Annotated in this window: 13 protein-coding genes; 9 read left to right on the forward strand and 4 right to left on the reverse strand. The window is 55.7% G+C overall.

The annotated features are described in order from the left end of the window. The first annotated feature begins 25 nt into the window (after positions 1–25). Genes BUE18_RS03650 through BUE18_RS03680 form a run of 7 tightly spaced genes read left to right on the forward strand, consistent with a single transcriptional unit; the run spans position 26 to position 4,702 of the window. Entirely contained in the window at positions 26–910 is an 885-nt protein-coding gene (locus BUE18_RS03650) for a CheR family methyltransferase (RefSeq protein WP_083610745.1), read from the forward strand. Beyond that, a complete protein-coding gene (locus tag BUE18_RS03655; RefSeq protein WP_244549273.1) occupies positions 907–1,971 on the forward strand; it encodes a protein-glutamate methylesterase/protein-glutamine glutaminase in 1,065 nt (354 codons plus the stop codon). The genes BUE18_RS03650 and BUE18_RS03655 overlap by 4 nt, the downstream gene beginning before the upstream one ends. Then, positions 1,968–2,456 carry a chemotaxis protein CheD gene (locus BUE18_RS03660; protein ID WP_073472954.1) on the forward strand — a complete coding sequence of 163 codons (489 nt, stop codon included), beginning with the start codon at positions 1,968–1,970 and terminating at the stop codon, positions 2,454–2,456. The genes BUE18_RS03655 and BUE18_RS03660 overlap by 4 nt, the downstream gene beginning before the upstream one ends. Before the next feature lie 17 nt (positions 2,457–2,473). After that, entirely contained in the window at positions 2,474–2,842 is a 369-nt protein-coding gene (locus BUE18_RS03665; RefSeq protein WP_073472956.1) for a response regulator, read from the forward strand. Between the two features lie 13 nt (positions 2,843–2,855). After that, complete coding sequence (locus tag BUE18_RS03670; RefSeq protein WP_073472958.1) at positions 2,856–3,728, forward strand: HDOD domain-containing protein; 873 nt, start codon at positions 2,856–2,858, stop codon at positions 3,726–3,728. Further along, a complete protein-coding gene (locus tag BUE18_RS03675; protein ID WP_073472960.1) occupies positions 3,725–4,093 on the forward strand; it encodes a response regulator in 369 nt (122 codons plus the stop codon). Before BUE18_RS03670 ends, BUE18_RS03675 begins: the two co-directional genes overlap by 4 nt. Before the next feature lie 15 nt (positions 4,094–4,108). After that, positions 4,109–4,702 carry a chemotaxis protein CheX gene (locus BUE18_RS03680; RefSeq protein ID WP_073472961.1) on the forward strand — a complete coding sequence of 198 codons (594 nt, stop codon included), beginning with the start codon at positions 4,109–4,111 and terminating at the stop codon, positions 4,700–4,702. Between the two features lie 12 nt (positions 4,703–4,714). Here the strand turns inward: BUE18_RS03680 and BUE18_RS03685 are convergent, their stop codons facing one another. The 4 genes from BUE18_RS03685 to BUE18_RS03700 form a co-directional block, all read right to left on the reverse strand. After that, entirely contained in the window at positions 4,715–8,050 is a 3,336-nt protein-coding gene (locus tag BUE18_RS03685) for a hybrid sensor histidine kinase/response regulator (RefSeq protein ID WP_073472963.1), read from the reverse strand. A gap of 63 nt (positions 8,051–8,113) precedes the next feature. Next, entirely contained in the window at positions 8,114–10,963 is a 2,850-nt protein-coding gene (locus BUE18_RS03690; protein WP_073472965.1) for a response regulator, read from the reverse strand. Between the two features lie 66 nt (positions 10,964–11,029). Further along, a complete protein-coding gene (locus BUE18_RS03695) occupies positions 11,030–13,690 on the reverse strand; it encodes a response regulator (RefSeq protein WP_073472967.1) in 2,661 nt (886 codons plus the stop codon). Between the two features lie 153 nt (positions 13,691–13,843). Next, positions 13,844–16,960, reverse strand: coding sequence for a sigma 54-interacting transcriptional regulator (locus BUE18_RS03700; RefSeq protein WP_073472969.1), 3,117 nt, complete (start codon positions 16,958–16,960; stop codon positions 13,844–13,846). 467 nt (positions 16,961–17,427) lie between these two features. On the opposite strand from BUE18_RS03700, the gene BUE18_RS03705 reads away from it, so the two are divergent. Further along, entirely contained in the window at positions 17,428–18,558 is a 1,131-nt protein-coding gene (locus BUE18_RS03705; RefSeq protein WP_073472971.1) for an acyl-CoA dehydrogenase family protein, read from the forward strand. Positions 18,559–18,619: 61 nt separating this feature from the next. Continuing rightward, positions 18,620–19,762, forward strand: a complete 1,143-nt coding sequence (locus BUE18_RS03710) for an acyl-CoA dehydrogenase family protein (protein WP_073472973.1) — start codon at positions 18,620–18,622, stop codon at positions 19,760–19,762. The last annotated feature ends 12 nt before the right edge of the window (positions 19,763–19,774 follow it).

A 19,774-nucleotide genomic window follows, 5' to 3' on the forward strand; every position in this document is an offset into this window, starting at 1 on the left:
GCCATAGGTGGGAGCGCTTGTTGTGATGGAGCAAACCATAAATGACGCCGGCATGCCGGAGGACCGTTCGCCGACGAGTATGATGCGTTTGACTGACAAAGAGTTCGAGTCCATCCGGAAGATGGTTTACGACCGGTTTGGAATCAATCTCACGCCAGCCAAAAGGTCCCTGGTAGTCGGCAGACTGCAAAAGATTCTCCGCTCCAGGAGCATTCCCACGTTTTCAGCTTATTACGACATGCTGCAAAAAGACGGAAGCGGCCAACTCCTGTCTGAGTTCGTGAACAGGATCAGCACCAATTATACGTATTTTGAGAGGGAAAAAGATCATTTTGAATTCTTCAGCAAAACCGCCCTCCCGGAAGCGGATAGACGCCATAAAGCCAAAAAGGAGCTGGACCTTAGGATTTGGTGCGCCGGCTGTTCCACGGGCGAAGAAGCCTACACCCTGGTCATTCGCATGTTGGATTTCTTCGGGAGTGAATACTCCCGGTGGAATGCAGGTCTTTTAGCCACGGACATTTCGGCGGACGCCCTGTCCGTGGCCGCCTCAGGGCTTTACTCCGACGAAAGAGTCGCTCAATTGCCGACCGCCATAAGAAACAAGTACTTTAGCCGCAGGCCTGACGGACAATGGTCGGTGGTCGACAAAGTAAAGAAGGAAATCGTTTTCAGGCGCTTTAATCTGATGAACTCCCAATTTCCTTTCAGGAAGCCGTTTGACGTAATTTTTTGCCGAAACGTGATGATTTATTTTGATTCTCCAACGCGCAAGGCCCTGGTGAGCCGATTTTGCGACTGCTTGACGCCTGGGGGATATCTGTTCATAGGACACTCGGAATCCCTGGGCAGGGATTTGCGGAGGCTGGAGTACGTGATGCCGGCAGTTTACCGCAGAAAAGAGGGATGATGCCTACTAGACCGATTAGACTGCTAATAGTGGATGACTCAGCTCTGGTCCGCGAGATCCTATCCACGGGTCTTGCCAAAGACCCGGGCATCCAGGTGGTAGGAACCGCTTCCAACCCCTATGAGGCCAGGGATAAAATCGTTCAGCTTCGGCCTGATGTGTTGACGCTGGATGTGGAAATGCCGCGCATGGACGGAGTGGAATTCCTGCGCAAGCTCATGCCTCAGTTTCCCATCCCGGTTGTGATGGTCAGTTCCTTGACGGAAAGCGGCAAGAAGATCACCTTCGATGCTCTGGAGGCGGGCGCCCTGGATTTTGTTTCCAAGCCGCGCTCCAACGTCGCCGCGGGTCTGAGCTCCATGCTTATGGAATTGTCCACCAAGGTAAAGCTGGCCTCTACCGTGGATGTTTCCCATTGGAAGGGAAAAAGGGTGGAAAGAGGCGCCCGGGGACCCATTCAAAGCTCGGCCCTGGAGGAATCCACGGACAAGGTCGTGGCCATTGGGGCCTCCACGGGCGGGACCGAAGCCATTAAGGAGGTCATCACCCGTTTTCCCGTCACCATGCCCGGAGTGATTATTGTTCAGCACATGCCCGCGGGTTTTACAAAAATGTTTGCAGACAGGCTAAACTCCCTGAGTCCCATGATGGTCAAGGAAGCGGAGAACGGAGACCGGATTATGGCGGGGAGGGTGCTGGTCGCCCCGGGCGGCAAGCAGATGCGCGTCGTTCGCAGGGGCGGCATATACCAGGTGGAGGTTAAACCGGGCGAGCCGGTCATGGGCCATTGCCCATCGGTGGAGGTGATGATGCAGTCCGTGGCCAAGGAAGTGGGCAAAAACGCCGTGGGCGTCATGCTGACCGGCATGGGCTCGGATGGATGCACAGGCATGAAGGCTATGGCGGACGCCGGCGCTCTGTGCGTGGCCCAGGACGAGGCGACTTCCGTAGTTTTTGGCATGCCAAAAGAAGCCTATGCGCGCGGCGGCGCAAAGAAATTGGTTCCTTTGGGGGATATGGCTCAGACTGTAATCAATATGGTGAACAGGTTGGCGGCATGAAAAAAATATTCCTAGGACTAGGCGACATGGGCGCAACCAGGACCCCGGGGCAGGAATTAAGAACCCTGGCCCTGGGGTCATGCGTCGCCCTGATCATGATGGACCCGAAAGCAAGGTGCATTGCTATGGTTCACGTGGTCCTGCCCGAAAGCTCCATAGATCCTGCTAGGAGTCAAAAAAAGCCGGGCCATTTTGCAGACACGGCGGTGCCGGCTCTTTTAGGGGAAATGAAGAAGTTAGGTTCGGACAACGTGGGCAAAGGGATGATTATTAAACTGGTCGGAGGCGCCAACGTTATGGATCCGAACAACACTTTCAATATAGGCAAACGAAACGCTTTGGCCATTAAAAAGGCGTTGTGGAAATTCGGCATGGGGCCCAGGGCGGAAGACATTGGCGGTCGAATCAGCCGCAGCGTTTCCGTGGATGTCGACACCGGAAAAGTGAAAATAACCTCCCCTGGCAGGGACGGTTGGGAATTATAATCTGGAGGAAATTTGTCATGGCGAAAATCCTGATAGCTGAAGATGACTTGATCACCAGGAAAGTGTTGTACAAAATTGTGGAAGGCATGGGCCATTCCGTCATTATGAGCCCCAATGGTCGCCATGCCTGGGAAACTCTGGAAACCAACCCGGACATTTCCATGTTGATCACGGATGTCATGATGCCCGAAATGGACGGCCGGGATTTGATCGAATTGGTCCGGGCCCGGGAGGAGTTTCAGAACTTGCCGATCATCATCATTTCAGCCGTTGTCGGCCCCAAGGCCGTGGCCAATTTGTTGAAGATGGGCGCCACATTGTTCTTGTCGAAGCCTTTGAAGGTGGATGAGACGAGAAAGTACATCGAAAGATGGGTGGAAGTATAAACGGAGACAAAACATGGCTATTCCGCCTGATATCAAAGACAGCATCGCCAAGGTCAAGCCTTTATCCCAAAGCGCGGTGAGGCTGATGTCCATTATGGCGGACCCGGACCATACCGTCGCGCAAATTGCGGCCGTAGTGGAGAGCGACCCTATTCTCACAGGCAACGTCCTGCGGGTGGTAAACAGCCCTGCTTTCGGCCTCAGGGCCAAAATCAGCACGGTGGCCAGGGCGGTTTCCTACACCGGAGGAAACATGGTGGTCGGATTGGCCCTGCACTTGTGCGCCAGCGGCATTTTTAACAACCCGCTGGACGGATACGAAAGCCAGCGGGGCTCCTTGTGGAGGCATTGCCTGTTCACGGCCATTGCATCCAGGGAGATCGCCAGGTTTTCCGGCGGAAAGGCCGACCCCGAAGTCGCCTATACGGCCGGACTGCTTCACGACATCGGCAAAGCCGTCATGTCGGCCCCGTTGGGCGATTCGGCGAGAAAGATCGTCGCCATCGCCGATAAAGGAGAAATGCGGGATTTTGTGGCGGGAGAAGCCAAAGCCGTGGGCACGGACCACCCGGAGGTGGGAGAGGCCATCGCCATGCACTGGAGCCTGCCCGGTCCCTTAAGGGAGGTTATCCGGCATCATCATGCCCCGTCCAAAGCCAAAGAGGAATATCGCACACTGGTTTATGCGGTTCACCTGGGCGATTTCATCGCCATGATGAGCGGCACGGGCACCGGCGCTGACACCATGCTTTATCTTTTGGACCATGACTATAGAAATTTCATAGATGTTTCCGCGGCGGAGTTGGAAAAGGTGATTCTGGACGCCGGCCAGGAATACCAGCAGGTGGTGGAGTCTATGTTTGGAAGTGAGGAGGAAATGCAATGAAAAAAGTAATCGTGGCCGATGATTCCGGCACAGCCCGTATGTTCATTATACGGTGCCTGCAAATAGCAGGGTTTGACGGCGCACAGTTTATGGAAGCGAAAAACGGCGCAGAAGCGCTCACGCTTCTGGAGCAAGGGCCGGCGGACCTGCTGGTCACGGACTTGTTCATGCCGGAGGTCAGCGGGGAGGAGCTTTTGCTCCAGGTCAGGGCCCAGGACAAGTTCAAGGCCATGCCGATTTTGGTTATCACGAGCGCCAAAAACCCCGCAAAAGAACAGGAGCTTATGCAAGGCGGAGCTTATGCCGTCATTTCCAAGCCAATCAGCCCTTCCATTATGGTTCCTATTTTAGAAGCTCTTTCTTAAAAGGCAGGAGGAAAAATGACCTCGTCAGAAAATGTGACCAAAGCCGTTTTTAGAGCTATGAGCGACACCTTTGAAGGCATGGCCTTCATGCAGATCTCCCGTCTTGAAGATGAGTCGCCGGACACCACTGCAGATGATATGATTTGGTCGCGGGTGGATGTAAAAGCTCCTGCACCGGGCTTTATGGCCATCGCCTACACCAGGGAAGTGGGAGTCCGCATCGTGGAATCCTTATACGGAATGCTGGATGAACCCTGTAGTCAGGAAATGCTCCAGGATTCTCTCAATGAAATCGTAAACACGGTGATCGGCCGGTGCATGAGCCTGCTGGTTCCCGCGGGGCAAACCTTTGAACTGGGGCTTCCCAAAACCGGCGAAGGCTGGCCTGACTTTGAAGGTGCGGAGATACACGGATTTTCCACCATGGACGGGGGGCAGCTTCTGGCCTTTACCGACCTGGGGGATTTGGATTTGCTGGACGGTCCCTTGGAAGTGGAGGGGTTCGGCGGCAAATCTTCGGACGGCGACGAGTGGGGCGACTCCGGCGACTCGGATGACGCCTGGGGGGCCTCCGGCTCCCAGGACTCTTCTGATGACGGATGGGGATAGGGGCCTCTTTCCCTATTCCAAAATTCCTGTTTTCCTCACCGCTTCGCCAAATAGCCTCCCTTCCTTTTCCAACTGCTCACATATTGCCAGGCTTTTATTCAAGTCCGAATCCATAGCCGCCGTTTCAAGATCCTTGGCGGCGGCCTGGATGGCGCAGGCGCCCACGCTGGCCGAGGAGCCTGCCAGGGTGTGGGCTTTTAGTCCCGCCAAGACCAGGTTCCGTTCTTCCAGGGCTATGTGCAAGGTTCTAATCTGATTGGGAAGTTCCTGCAAAAATGCACCCAGCACGTCTTTAACCAGCGCACTGTCTTCCAACAGGCGAGAAAAAAGGCCTTCCATGTCAAAAACATCTGTTCCCGCCTTAACGGGCGCCTCTTCCTCCGGCATCGGCGCAGGCTCCGAAGGCGGGGGAGCAGGCTCCGAAGGCGGATTGGAGTTGTCCAGCCATTTTTCCACAACCTGATTCAACGCCGCAGGCTCCACCGGTTTGGAAATATAATCGTCCATGCCGCATGCAATGCACTTTTCCCGGTCTCCGGCCATGGCGTGGGCGGTCATGGCTATGATGGGAATGCCTTTGTTTAACACCCGGGAATCAGTGCTGCGAATTCGTTTAGTAGCCTCATATCCATCCAATTCGGGCATTTGGCAATCCATCAGCACCAGGTCGTAGGGTTGCATCTCCAGCGCCGAAATCGCTTCCAAGCCGTTGGATACTGCATCCGCTTTGAAACCCAGGTTATCAAGGATGCTCAGGGCGACTTTTCGGTTTACCAGGTTGTCTTCCACCAGCAGCAAGCGATAGCGGCGCTTCTTCGCCTCTGCAATGGCGTGGCGCGTTATAATGGGCTTGCGCTCTTTGGGGCGGGGAGGGGTATGGGCGCCCAGAACGGTTTGCAGGCAGTCGAACAGGACGGACTGCTTAATGGGCTTTGTCAGGTAGGCGGAGAATCCGATTTCCGACAAACGGGCGGCGTCTCCCCTGTTGGCTATGGAGGTCATCATGAGCAGGGAGCTGTCAGCCAGGTCCGGATCGTTTTTGATCAGCCGGCCCAACTCCTCTCCATCCATCAGCGGCATTTGCATGTCGGTGATGATGAGCGAGTACGGCTCCTTTTCTTCCAGAGCCGCTTTCTTAATTTTAATCAGGGCGCTCCGGGCGTCCGGGGCTTCTTCGTGCCGGCAACCCCAGGTTTCCAAAAGGACGCTCAATAATCTGCGGTTGGTGGCGTTGTCGTCAACTATCAGGATTTTACGGCCTTGGATGCTCGCGGTTGCAAGAGGCTCCCGGCTTTGCGTCTGCCTTGGAAAAGGAAGCGAAAACCAGAACGTGGCGCCTTCTCCTGGACGGCTGCTAACCCCTATTTCCCCGTTCATCAACTGCACGAGCCTTTTGCAGATGGAAAGTCCCAAGCCCGTTCCGCCGTATTCCCGGGTGGTGGACGCATCCATCTGGGTGAAGGGGGCGAAAAGGTCGTTCTGCTTATCCTCGGGAATGCCGATTCCCGTGTCCGTTATCGTAAAACGCAGGTACGCCTTATCCTCTTTGATTTCTTCTCCGACAACCCTGACGACGACTTCGCCCTCCCGCGTGAATTTGATGGCGTTATTGCATATATTGATGATCAACTGGCGCAGGCGGCCGGGATCGCCCACCAGAAGGGAGGGTACATCCGGGTCCACCATGCAGACGAATTCCAGGTTTTTGGCCTGGGCTTTCATAGCCAGCAGATCGCTCACGTCTTCCAGAGTAAAACGAAGATCAAAGCCAATGGACTCCAGTTCCAGTTTGTCTGCTTCGATCTTTGAAAAATCCAGAATGTCATTTATTACAGTCAGCAGGTTGGCTGCGCTGGATTGGATGGTTTCGGCGAATTCACGCTGCCTTTCATCCAGGTCCGTATCCAGCAAAAGCCCTGTCATGCCAATGACTCCGTTCATGGGAGTGCGGATTTCGTGGCTCATGTTGGCCACAAACTGGCTTTTGGCGATATTGGCGGTCTCGGCGTCCTTTTTGGCTTTTTTTAGCGCCTCTTCCGCCTTTTTTCGGTCCGTGATATCCCGCGAGATGACCACAGTCCCGAGAAAATGCCCGTCTTTATCCCAAAACATGGAGGCGCTTGCCTGAATTTCCAGGAGCCGGCCGTCCTTAGTGTATCGTTGGGTTTCTTCCAGGACGGACTCGCCTTTTCGCATGCGGGCTATCAACTCGTCGGTTTTGGGCCTTTCGTCGCTGGGGACGAAATCCAAAGGCTTGCCCAGCACCTCTTCCGCAGTCCAGCCGAACAGCTGCTCAAAGGCCGGATTGAGGTAAAGGAGATTGCCTTCCCGGTCATAGACCGTGACAGCGTCCGGGGTGGCCTCCAACAAAGCCCGGTTGCGTTCTTCGCTGGCGACCAGCGCGGCCTCCGCGGCTTTTCTTTCCGAAATGTCTTTGGCTACAGCCACCACGCCTGTCGGGTCTTCCCCCTCCCCGCGTATCAGCGAGATGCTCATCCAACAGGGAAATTCGGTTCCGTCTTTCCGAACGTGCCCCATCTCTCCATAGTTGCTTCCCTTGGCGGACACGAGCTCCAGGAACGGGGCCACCTCATTTTCATATTGAGCGGCGGAATGAAAAATCCGCGCATGGGCGCCTTCCACCTCTTTTGGGGTGAGCCCGTGCATGGACGCCCACGCGGGGTTGGCGAATTTTATTCGCCTGTCCGGTCCGGCGACCGCAATGCCGTCTACGGAATGGTCTATGGCGGTTTTCAAGTACTGGAGGGTGTCGTTGGCTTCCTTGAGTTTTTTCCGTTCCTGGTTCAGTCCGTCCTGGATTTCCTCCCTGATGGCCTCGTATCGATTGGCCGTAATAAGCGAAAACAGAAAGACTATCAGGAACCTTGTTTTTATCGCAAGAGGATACGGGAATGCGCCGGTAAACTCCGCGGGCGGAATTATTATGGCTGCGGCGAGACAATAAACGCCCAAGGAGAACCACAGGCCCTCCTTTTTTCCTAATATAAAATGAGTAAGCGGGGGTAACAGAAAAATCCAGAAGAGCAGGGAGCCATGCCGGCCGCCAAGATAGATGAAATATGTAAATAAAACGCTGGTGCAAAAAATCACGACCCGGTATACGATCCGCCCGGAGGGCATGCGCTTCAATAATAAGAGCCCAAAGCCTATGACGGCGGCCATGGCAAAGTCCAGAGAACCCAGCCCGGCGTTGCCGTTCCATAGGTTAACCAGGCCGACAGTAATGCAAACGAAAACGCCGACATGGGCGGGTATGATAAAGAAGAGACGCCTTCTGTTCTCTTCATAATCTGATTTTGGATTGTTAAAGTACGAAAAGTAATCCATCCCGCCTCAACATCGTTAAAAGCCGTTCCAGCCATATACCTCTGCTAACGGGAAAGCTCCCTGTCAGGGGGTTTGCCAGTGGATGCTTTCAAGCTCATCCATCAAGCTTGTGAACTCGGCGTCGAGTTTTTCAGCCAAAGCAATCACGGCGATTAAGTCTTCATTAACGCCCGCCATCTCCGTTTCCCTTGCTATGTGCATCATGGCCATGGCGCCAACATTGGAGGCGGCGCCTTTAATGGCGTGGGCGCATTTGCTTATCCCGGTAAAATCCTTTTTCTCTGCAAAGCCTTTGAGCTCCAGGATTTTGCCGGGAGTGTCCTCAATGTAGGCCTGAACTATTTCACGCGCCAGGTCTTCATCGTTAAGCAAACGATCCAGCAGGCCTTTTTTATCAAACACCGGATGCCTTTTTGGCATCTGCGCTTGGGGAGTCTTTTCCGGTCTGATTTTTTCCGCCTCGGTTTTCTCCGGCAGCCATTTATGGATCATTTCAATGAGGGCGCCGGGCTCGACGGGTTTGGACAAATAGTCGTCCATTCCGGCCTCGATGCATTTTTTACGATCCCCCTCCATGGCGTGCGCCGTCATGGCTATGACGGGGGTTTTCGGGTCGAGCACGCAGGATCGGCGGCTCCGAATGCGCCTGGCGGCTTCATACCCATCCATGTCAGGCATTTGGCAATCCATGAACACCATGGTGTATTTTTTCTCGCAAAGGGCTTTCACCGCTTCCCTTCCATTGGCCACGGCCTCTGCGTGCAACCCCAGTTTTTTTAGAATGCTCAGGGCCACTTTTTGATTGACCGGGTTATCCTCGGCCACCAGGATGGAGACGTCCGGCCTTTGCAGGGAAGTCAGCGACGGCATTTCAAAACGGGGGCGCTTGGAGATTTTATGCGATCCGCCTTCGGCGTTCAAGGCGCTTACCAGGCTGTTATACAAAGCGGATTGTTTGACGGGCTTGGTGAGGCATCCTTCAAAGCCCGCGCTCTTCATCCTGTACTCGTCCCAGCGTTTGCCCATGAAGGTCATGATCAGCCAGTGGGCGCCGGCGAGCTTGATATCTTTTTTCGCCAGCCGCCCCAATGTTTCCCCATCCATGTCTTTGAGCTTGTTGTCCGCAATAGCAAGGGCAAAGGGATCCTGAGACGCCGCGGCCAGGCGCATCTTTTCAAGAGCCTCGCCTCCGCCCTGGGCTTCCTCCGGTCTGCAGGACCACGATTTAAGCATGTTGACCAGTTGAAGCCTGGTGGCGGCGTTTTCGGCAACCACCAGCACCCGTTTGTTCTGCACGGCGAGATAGGGGGAAATTTCTTCTTTGGCCTGAGTCTGTTTTCCAAACTGGGCGGTGAACCAGAAGGTGGAACCCTTGCCCTCCTCGCTTTCCAGCCCTATTTTGCCTTTCATCATTTGAGCGAGTTTTTTGGAAATGGCCAAGCCAAGCCCTGTGCCGCCGTAGTTCCGCGTGGTGGAGGCCTCGGCCTGGGTGAAGGCGTCAAACAAAGATTGCTGGCGGCTGGCGGCGACTCCTATACCCGTGTCCGTCACCGAAAATTTCAATTCCAGCAAGTCCGGCGCCTGCTTGAGCAGCTCCACCCGGATGGTGATGCTTCCCTGGGCCGTGAACTTGACGGCGTTATTGGCCAGATTCAATACGATCTGACGAAGCCGGACCGGATCCCCCTTAAGGCGGAAAGGGACGTCCGGGTCAATGATGCAGACGAACTCCAGGCCTTTTTCCTGGGCCCTTAAAGCGACAATGTCGCTGGCTTCCTCCAGGGTGTTGCGCAGATCGAACTCAATGGCTTCCAGGTCCAGCTTGCCTGCTTCGATTTTTGAAAAGTCCAGGATGTCGTTGATGATCTCCAGGAGGGAATGGGCGCTGTTGCGAACCGTTTCGGCGTACTCCTTCTGCTCCCGGGTGAGCTCCGTCTCCAAAAGCAGGCTGATCATACCCACGACGCCGTTCATGGGGGTGCGGATTTCGTGGCTCATGTTGGCTAGAAACTCGCTTTTCGCCATATTGGCCAGATCCGCTTGTACGGCAAGGCGGTTGGAGTCTTCAATAATCATTTCCAACTGCCTGTTTGCGTCTTCGGTCTCCTCTTTAGAGCGTCTGAGCGCTTGCTCCACTTCCTTTTGGCGGGTAATGTCCAGCAGAATGCACTGGAATCCCATAATGTGGCCGTCAGAGCGGGAAATGGGGTGGATATTGCTGGAGAAGCAGCGTTTTTGACCGCCCGGCAAAGTCACCCAGTCTTCATAAATGCCCCCAACGCCTTTTTCCAGGATCGCATGAAACCGCTTGGTGAACCGGGCCGCGTCTTCGGAAGGCATGAAGTCCCTGACTCCCATGCCCTCGACTTTGTCCTTCTTCATTCCGAATAAGGACGCCGCCACTTCATTGGCCAGGATGACTTTGTCGTTTGCGTCGAAAAACAGAATGGCCGAGCCGGCGTTTTCTATCAGCGCCCTGTAGCGTTCCTCGCTTTCCCGGATTTTTTCCGCAAACTCCTTGTTGTCGCGGGTGAGCCGGGCTTTCTCCAGGGCGTTGATGATGGCGTGGTAGAGAATATCCAGATCGTTGATGGGCTTGATCAAATAGTCCCAGGCGCCGTTTCTGAGGGCGTTGACGGCTTCGCTCACTCCCCCGGCGCCCGAAATGACGATGACCGGGGTGAGCGGGGACTCTTTTTTGATTTCTTCTAAAACCTGCAACCCGTCCATCCTGGGCATACGCAGGTCCAGGAGCACCAGGTCCGGCGATTCCGCCCGGAATTTTTCAAGCCCCATAATGCCGTCATCGGCAAGAACCACCTCAAAATCGTAGTCTTGCAGATAGGCTGAAACGCTGTTTTGAATGGCTTTTTCATCGTCAACAGCAAGTATTTTAATGGGCTGGTCTGTCATTCTTTATCCTGGTATTCTATAGAGCATCGCCACATTTACTGAACTCCCAATAGAAATACAAGAGTATTATAGCGCCTCAATATGCAAATTGTCTCCTTTGGGCCAGAGATCCGCCCTGGACGCCAGGGAGTTGAGGTTCACAGGCTTGGCCAGGCAGGCGTTGGCGCCCGCCTCCAAGGCGGATTGGCAATCCGGACCGTCCTGTTTTTTGCTTAAAACAACCAAGGGAATGCCTTTGCCCGCCTCTTCCTCCCGGATGGATTTGATCGGGGCGTAGCTGTCGGAGGATAGCAAGGCTTCCTCCGCTATGATCAGGCTGACGTTTTCGTTTTCCTGCAAGCGCTCCAGGATTTCGCGGGCGTTCCTGGCGACAATGACCTTGGCCCCCACGTCGCCCAGGACTTTGCGCAAGGTGAAAACATGGCGCATGTCTCTGTCCGCAAGCAAAATGAGCCTGCCGTTAAAAAAACGCTCGTTTTCGGGCTGCAGTTGCAAAGGCTCCTGCTTGGCGGGCGGGGCCGACTCCGGCTCCCCGGGAGCTCCCACTCCCTCCCACGGCCGGACTATGGGCGGATCCGCTGGCGCTGCATAGACTTCCGGGATGATCAGAGTGAAGGTGCTGCCCGCACCCGGCTCGCTTTCGGCGCGTACGGCGCCGCCTATGAGGCGGGCGATTTCCCGCGAGATGGTCAGCCCAAGGCCGGTTCCGCCGAACTCCCGGCTGGTGGTTCCGTCGGCCTGGGTGAAGGCTTCGAAGATTTCCTCCATTTTTTCCTGGGGAATTCCTATTCCTGAATCCGTCACGGAAAAAGCTGCGCATTTGCCCGGGGGATAACCGGGAAGGGCGTCCTCCTTCCTGGGGCGGCTTACCCGCAAAACCACGGAGCCTTGTTTGGTGAATTTTAAGGCATTGGAGATAAAATTACGCAGCACCTGCTCCAGTCTTTGGCTGTCTGACTGGATGTTTTGAGGAATGTCCGCGTCCATCCTGACGGAAAAATCCAGGCCTTTGTTCTTGGCCAGGGGCAGAAATTCCCTCTCAATAGCCTGGACAAAGGTTTTGGTCTCAAAAAAGGAGGTGTTCACCGCCATCTTGCCGGCTTCTATTTTGGAAAGATCAAGAACCTCGTTGATAAGCAGGAGCAGGGCTTTGCCCGAGGATTGGATGGCCTGGGCGCATTCCAGATCGCTGTCGGTGAGGTTTTTTTCCCGGTTTTCGCATAAAATCCCGGACAATAGAATAATGCTGTTTAACGGCGTTCGAAGCTCGTGGGATACATTGGCGAGAAACTGGGATTTGTACATGCTCCCCACTTCCAAGTCCCTGGCCCTGGCTTCCAGAAGCTCATGGGCGTTCTGCAGCTCCACGTTCTTTTTTTCAAGCTGCTGATAGGCGTCCTGAAGCTTTTGCTCCGAGGCCTTTCTTTCGGTCACGTCCCGGCCGCTGAAAACCACGCCGCCCACGCCCGGAACGTCCATTTGGGAGTTTAGCACCCCCTCCAGCCAGTACCATCCGCCGTCCCTGTGGCGGAAACGAACGCCTTCCAGCTTAATGGGCCGCCCGGGATGAGTTAATGCTTTTTCCAGGGCTTTCTCCACCATGGAAACGTCCTTGGGGTGCATGTTGCGGCTGGTGTACTGGCCGATCACCATTTCGGGCTTGTAACCGTAAGCGGAAAAAACGGAAGGGCTGGCGTAGGTGTAGGTGTTGTCCGGCCCTATGATCAAGGTGATGTCGGAGGAGTTTTCCGTCAAAGCCCGAAAGCGTTCTTCACTGGCCGTAAGCGCCCGGGCTGCATTGATGTCCTTGAGGGCTTCCACGCCGTGGGTGGCTATGAGGGCGGTCAGTTCCAGGTCCGCATCCGAAAAAGGGTCGTCCGCGGCCTTTGAGATGATGCTCAGACCCAGAATGCTTTTGTCCGGGGTAAAGATGGGGGTCAGCAGCAGAGAGGCGCCTTCACACCCCTCTAAGGCGGCGTCCAGATACCCAATTCCTTGTTCATAGGCATTGATGATAACCGCTTCTCCGGCGCTCCAGAGCTTATCCAGCAAGGCGTCCTGGCCGTCAGGCAAGGGGATGGACCACCCGGGGCGCTTGGCGTCGGTGGAGCATTTTAGTACCAGGACGTCATCCCTGCGCAGGAAAAACCGCCCCTGCCCGGCCGTGGCGTTCTCCATCAAGGCGCTTAAAAGCATGGTGCACAGCTCGTCTTCTGTGTTGCAGGCAGTGAAAAACAGGGTGCAGTCGGTGATGTGCTTCAGCCTTCTGCTGTACTCCATGAGCTTTTCGGAGCGCTCCTGCACCAGGGCTTCGAGATTTTCCTGGTAATCCTTATTCTCCTTGCGCAATTGCGCCCGCTCCAGGTTTTTTCTCACCGTGTGCAGGAGGATGCTAAGGCTTTCTATGGGCTTGAATATGTAGTCCCAGGCGCCCATTTTCAAGGCATTGACGGCGTCTCTGGCCACCCCGGCGCCGGAAACCACAATAAGCGGCACGTCCGGCGACTCCTTGCTTAGAATGGAAAGCACTTCCAGACCGTCCATTTCCGGCATACGCAGGTCGACCAGAACCAGGTCGGGTTTTTCCCGGCGAAAGAGCTCCACGCCCAACCGGCCGTTTGCAGCTTCCAGGACTTCATAGCCGTTATCCTCCAGAAACGAGGCAAAGCTCCAGCGGATAGCGTCTTCATCGTCAATGGTCAAAATTTTGGGAGGTCCGCCTTCCATCCATTCCTCGCGAATCGGCTTAACGCCATTGCCGGCCGTTGGTTGTCGTCAATAATCCGGTTGGGCCTGTGGTTTCAAAAGCATGGGTCCGAAAAAACAGGATGCAAATTCCGGGCCACGCGCCTCCCGGGCCGGCCTGCGAACGGCGCCCATTTACTTTCTCTTGATTCCCAGTTTTTTGATGCGTGAAAACAAGGTGTTGTGATTGATTTCCAAAAGCTCGGCCGCCCCTCCCGGGCCGCGCACCTTGCCGCCTGTCTTTTTTAAGGCCCATAAAATATGACGGCGTTCGTTTTCCTCCAGGGAGACGGCATCCCGGTCCAGAGCGAAGGAGGCGCCGCTTTGGGAGAGATCCGGAATTTCCAAACGGGCGCCGGAGCTCAGGATTGCGCTTCTTTCGATGACGTTTTCCAGCTCCCGCACATTGCCGGGCCAGTCATAGGCCACCAGTTTGTCCAGATCCTCCGGCGTGACGGCGCCCCGGGGCTTTCCCAGGTTCTTGGCGTGCCGATCCAGAAAATAGTCCACAAGAAGAGGTATGTCTTCCTTGCGCTCCCTCAGGGGAGGAATTTTAAGGCTTAAAACATTGAGGCGATAGTACAGGTCTTCCCGGAATCTTCCGGTTTTCACGTCCTCCCGCAAATCCCGGTTGGTGGCCGCCAAGAGCCTGAAGTCCGACCGCAGGGTGGTTCTTCCGCCCACCCGTTCGAACTCCTTGTTTTGAAGGACCCGCAGCAGCCGGACCTGGACTTCGTGGGAGATGTCGCCGATTTCGTCCAAAAACAGGGTGCCTCCGTCCGCCAGTTCGAATCTGCCCAGGCGCCTTTTGTCCGCACCGGTGAAAGCGCCTTTTTCGTGCCCGAACAATTCGCTGGCTATGAGCCCTTCCGGAAACATGCTGCAGTTGACGCGGATGAATGGTTTGCCGGCTCTGGAGCTTCTTTCGTGGATGGCTGTTGAGATCAACTCCTTGCCCACGCCGGTTTCCCCCAAAATCAGGACCGTGGAGTCCGTGGCCGCAATTTTTTTCACGTCATTCAAAACCTTGCGCACGGCCGAGCACTCGCCCACAAATTCCACGGGGGGCTGAAACTCGCTTTGCTGTTCCTCCAGATACCTCTTTTCCTCCTCCAGCTTGCGGATAAGAGCTCTGTTTTGTTCGTGAATCCGTGCGTTATCCAGCGCGATGGCGGCCTGGGAGGAGAAAAAATCCAGAATGCGGATGTCCGACTCCTTCAGGGCGCTGGGGAAAATCCGGTTATCCACGTACAGCACCCCCAGGACCGTCTCCCGGAATTTCATGGGAACGCAAATGCACGAGTGGACCACCTTATTTTCAAGGGGGTGGGACTGGCGGGGCGCCTCGGTGAGGCGAAACCGGGCGCGGCCCGTAAAGGCCGCTTCCCGCACCATTTTCATGCTGGATTGAAATTCGGGCCGGGAAATGTCCTGCTCCATGATGTTCCGGGCGGCCCTAAGGACCACGGCGGGCTTGCCGGTCTCCTTGTTGACCAGAAAGACCGCGCCCCGCTCGGCGCCTGTAATGCGATTGACAGTGGCAAGAATATGACGCACCAGGTCCCGGTCGTTCCGGATGGTGGCCAGCTCCTGCCCCAGCTTCATGATTTCCTCCAGCAGGTTTTTATCCGTGCGCAGGTCTTTTAAGAGGAATCGCAGATTGTCGGGAACCTGGTCGTGGAGAAAGGAGTCCAGTAGCTCGGCGCTTTTCTGCATGGCGCCTTTGGCTTTTTTTTCCTGGCCCATGGACAGGTACAGGCGGGCCATTTCCATGCGGGTCCGGGCGAGCTGAATCTCGTGGCCGGACTCCTCCAGCCATTTTTCCGAGAGCTTCATGGACCGGAGAACCTTGCTGGTCTCCACGCCCCTCTTTTCCTCCAAAAGGGCCTGGTACCGGTATGCTCCCCCTTTAATAAGGATGTTCCGGCTTTTTTGCCACTCCTTGAGATCTTCCATGGCCAAGGCCGCCTGGACCGCCGGAAGCTGGCCCTGCTCCATGGCCCAGAACATTTCGGCGTTTTGATAAATATGGGTTTCTATTTTAATGCCTCTCTCCCTTGTGACCCGCACAGCCTCGCTCAAATACGAAACCGCTTCCTTTTGGTTGTGGTTGCGGAAATGGGCCAGGGCCAGGTTCAGGCTGATGAGGATGGAGTTGTAGGTGTTGTTGGTCTGAAGGGCGTGGTCCAGGGCCAGGTCCAGGTAGTAGATGGCCTCTTCGTACTGCCCCAGCTCTATGAGCAGGCTGCCGATATGGTAGCCCACGTAGCTGCCCACGTACAAATCCCCTACGCTCCGGCATTTTTCATAAATGGCGTCCATGAGGCCCATGCCCCGCTTGATCTGGCCGTTGAAGGCATAGCAGACCCCCACCACCTGGGCGGACAGCATGGGAAAGCGGCCCCTGGGATACTTGTCGATGTCCGAGACCACCTCTTCGTAGTTGCGGATCACCTCCCGAAGCCTGCCCTGGGCGTACAGGAAAAAGGTGCTCAAAAACACCGCGGATCTTTTCAAAGCGGGGTCGTCGATCTTCTCCGCCAGGGCCCAGCCGCGATTAAAGTGGCGCATGGCCTGGTTGAAGTGGGAGCAAAACCACTCGTTTTTCGCCAAATGCATTTCCAGAAGCGCGGTATGGGCGTCGTCCTTCCGGTCCCGGGCCTTTTGCACCGCGGTTTTAAGGGGCGGCACCGTGGCTTCCACGTCCGGCGCCAGCTCCACGATCTTGGAGACGGCGATAACCGCATTGGTGAACAGCTGGTACGCCTGGGTGGAGGCGGCCATTTCCAGGTCGTCGATGATTTTCTGGTAGCATTGAAGGGCCTTCTGGTGGCGGTGGGTCTTCCGGTAAATGTCCCCGGCCTTCATGAGGACCTTGCACTCCTGCTCGCCGTTTTTCAAATGAATCAGGTGGCTGGAAGCCGCCAGGACAGCTTCGTCCTGGCTTTGCATCTCCCGGAAGTAAATTCCCGCGATGGAGCGGTGCCAAAGCTCCTTTTCCGCCTGGGGAACGGACTGGGCGATCTTTTTTCTTTGGGCCTCGTTTCTGAAGGAATAGACGCCGGGGCCTTCTTTTTGGAGGATTTTTCTTTCAAAGAGTTTGTCCAGCTCCTGGAGGATTTCGCTGGCTTTCAGGCCGGACATTTCCAGGATCCAGTCCACGGAGAAATTATCCTCGAACATGGCCATGAGGCTCAGCAGACCATGGTCGGCGAGCCTTGGAAGAGAGGACGGGGTATTCAGGTCAGGCATGGGCGTCTGCTCCGAAGGAAAGCAATTTTCAACCGGTTTGGAAGACCGGGGAGAGCATAGCCTGAGGGGGGCGTGGAAGTCAAGCATTATGAACGATATATAAAGCTCGTTTGATATATAACGCAGGGGTTTGCGCGTTTTATTTCGTGCTGTGCCTTTAAACTAGATGAAATAATTGAATAAACAAAAAACTTTGCGTTTTGGAATACATTATGCACTATCATCCCGCGGGTCCGGGAAGCGCCGGGGATAATCCCAAAGCCTCCCGCGGCCCGGAGGGTGAACATTCAGACGGATCTCACAAAACGGATTTGCAAGTGCCATGACTGTGAGGGAATATCGTTGGATTTCGTCTTATCTCGCAAACGCGTTAACTTCGGTCTTAGGAGCGTTTTCGCTTTCCAAGAGGGTAAGGCCTGATTTTCCGCCGTTTTAGGCAAATAATCGACAACTTCAGGGAGTAAGAAATGTTCGCATTTACCAAGGCGCAACAGGCGATACGCAAAGCCGCAAAGGACTTTGCCAAGGGGGAATTGGACAAGGAAACCATTATCCAATGGGAAAAGGACGGAGCCTTTCCGACGGAAGTTTGGGAAAAGGCGGCGGACCTGGGCTTTTTGGGCATGCATCTGCCTGAAAAATACTCGGGGGGGGGCTTGGGCATGCTGGACAGCGTGGTCACCCTGGAAGAGATCTGCCGCAAGGACTCCACCGTGGGCGTGGCCTTGGGATATGCGGCTCACGGAGCGGAATGTCTTGCCAAGTGGGGAAGCGACGCCCTTAAGGAGGCTTTTTTGCCCAAGGTTCTGGAAGGGGAAATGCTTTCCGCGGGCGCGTTCGGAGAAAGCCGGCGGGGCGGCGACCTTTCCGCGGAAGCCGTTACGGCGGAGAAGGAAGGCGGCGAGTGGGTGATCAACGGCCAGAAAACCTATGTGCCCAACGGCGGCCTGGCGGGATTTTACATTGTCCTGTGCAAGACCGGGGACGCCGCCAGCCTGATTCTGGTGGAAGCCGACCGCACCGGGCTCTCCGTGGAAGGCCTGGGCCGCAAGCTGGGGGGAAACATGACTCCCACGGCGAACATCGCCTTTGATAAAGTGCGGGTCCCCGCCGGCAACCTGGTGGGCGAGGAAGGCAAGGGGCTTGCTTACGCCAAGGAGTTCACCGCGGAAAACAAGATTCTTTTGGCCGCCCAGGCTTTGGGGACGGCCTTCGGCGCTTACGACCGCATGATGGAGTACGTCAAGGGCCGGGAGCAGTTCGGCCGGAAACTGGCCCAGTTCCAGGTCAGCCAGCACAAGATCGCGGACATGGCCGTGAAAATCGAATTATCCGCCTTGATTACCTACAAGGCCGCCTGGGTGCGGGACGAAGGCAAGATGGATCCGACCTTGTGCTCCATGGCGAAGATGACGGCCTGCCGTACGGCCATGGAAGTCAGCGCCCAGTCCATCCAGCTTTTCGGCGGATACGGATTCATGACCGAGTACGAAGTGGAGCGCTCCTACCGGGACGCCAAAACCCTGGAAGTCATGGCCGGCGCCGCCGCCGTGCAAAAGGACATCATCGCCCAAAGCGCCATCGGCAGGATTCGGTAGCCGCTTCTAACCAAAATACCCGCAGCCCCCAGGGGCTGGACAGGCATAATAAGGAGAAATCATGGGAGTTTTAAAATACACCGAAGATCATGAGCGGTTCCGCCTGCAGGTGCGTGAATATATGGAGAAGGAAGTGCTTCCCCATACCATGGAATGGGAGGAAGCCCATATCGTTCCCAAAGAGGCCTGGAGAAAGATGGGCGAGGCCGGATACCTTTGCCCTTGCGTTTCCAAGGAATACGGCGGCCCTGGGCTTGACTTCCTGTATTCGGTCATCATCACGGAGGAAATGGCGGCCGTCGGCCAGGCCGGCCTGGCGGCCATGCTTCACAGCGATATTGTGGTGCCCTACATCAATACCTACGGCACGGAAGAGCAAAAGAAAAAGTACCTGCCCGGATGCGTGTCCGGCGCAATCATCACAGCCGTGGCCATGACCGAGCCCGGCGCAGGCAGCGACGTGGGCGGCCTGGAGGCTACGGCCGAAGAAGACGGCGACGAGATCGTCATCAACGGCGTCAAGACCTTCATCTCCAACGGCATCAACTGCGACCTGGTCGTTCTGGCGGCCCGCAATCCCGAGATAGCCGACAAGCACGCCGGCGTCTCCCTGTACCTTGTGGAGGACGGAACGCCCGGCTTCACCCGGGGCAAGCATTTGGACAAAATGGGCATGCACAGCCAGGATACGGCCGAACTCTTCTTCTCCAACTGCCGCATTCCCAAGGAAAACATCCTGGGCCAAAAAGGCCACGGGTTCCTTATGCTCATGGAAAAGCTCCAGCAGGAGCGTCTCATGAGCGCCATAGCCAACGTGGCCGGAGCGGAAACCGCGCTCAAGTGGGCGGTGGCCTACGCCAAGGAAGCCATTGTGGACGGCAAGCCCTTGAGCAAATCCCAGGCCGTCAAGTTCAAACTGGCTGAAATGGCGACGGATATCAACCTGAACCGGGCCTTTTTGGACAACCTGATCAACGACCACATGGCGGGCAAGGACGTGACCGCGCAAACCATGATGTCCAAATACGCCAGCTCGGAAATGATGAACCTCCAGATCTCCGACATCATGGATTTGTTCGGGGAATACGGACTCCTGGAGTCCTCTCCTGTGGCCCGCGGCTTCCGGGATCAGCGCATCACCACCATTTTTGCAGGAACAACGGAAATCATGAAAACCATTATCGCCAAGTCTTTGGGCCTTTAGCCCCAGGCTGGC

The organism is Desulfatibacillum alkenivorans DSM 16219 (assembly GCF_900142135.1).
GTDB lineage: Bacteria > Desulfobacterota > Desulfobacteria > Desulfobacterales > Desulfatibacillaceae > Desulfatibacillum > Desulfatibacillum alkenivorans.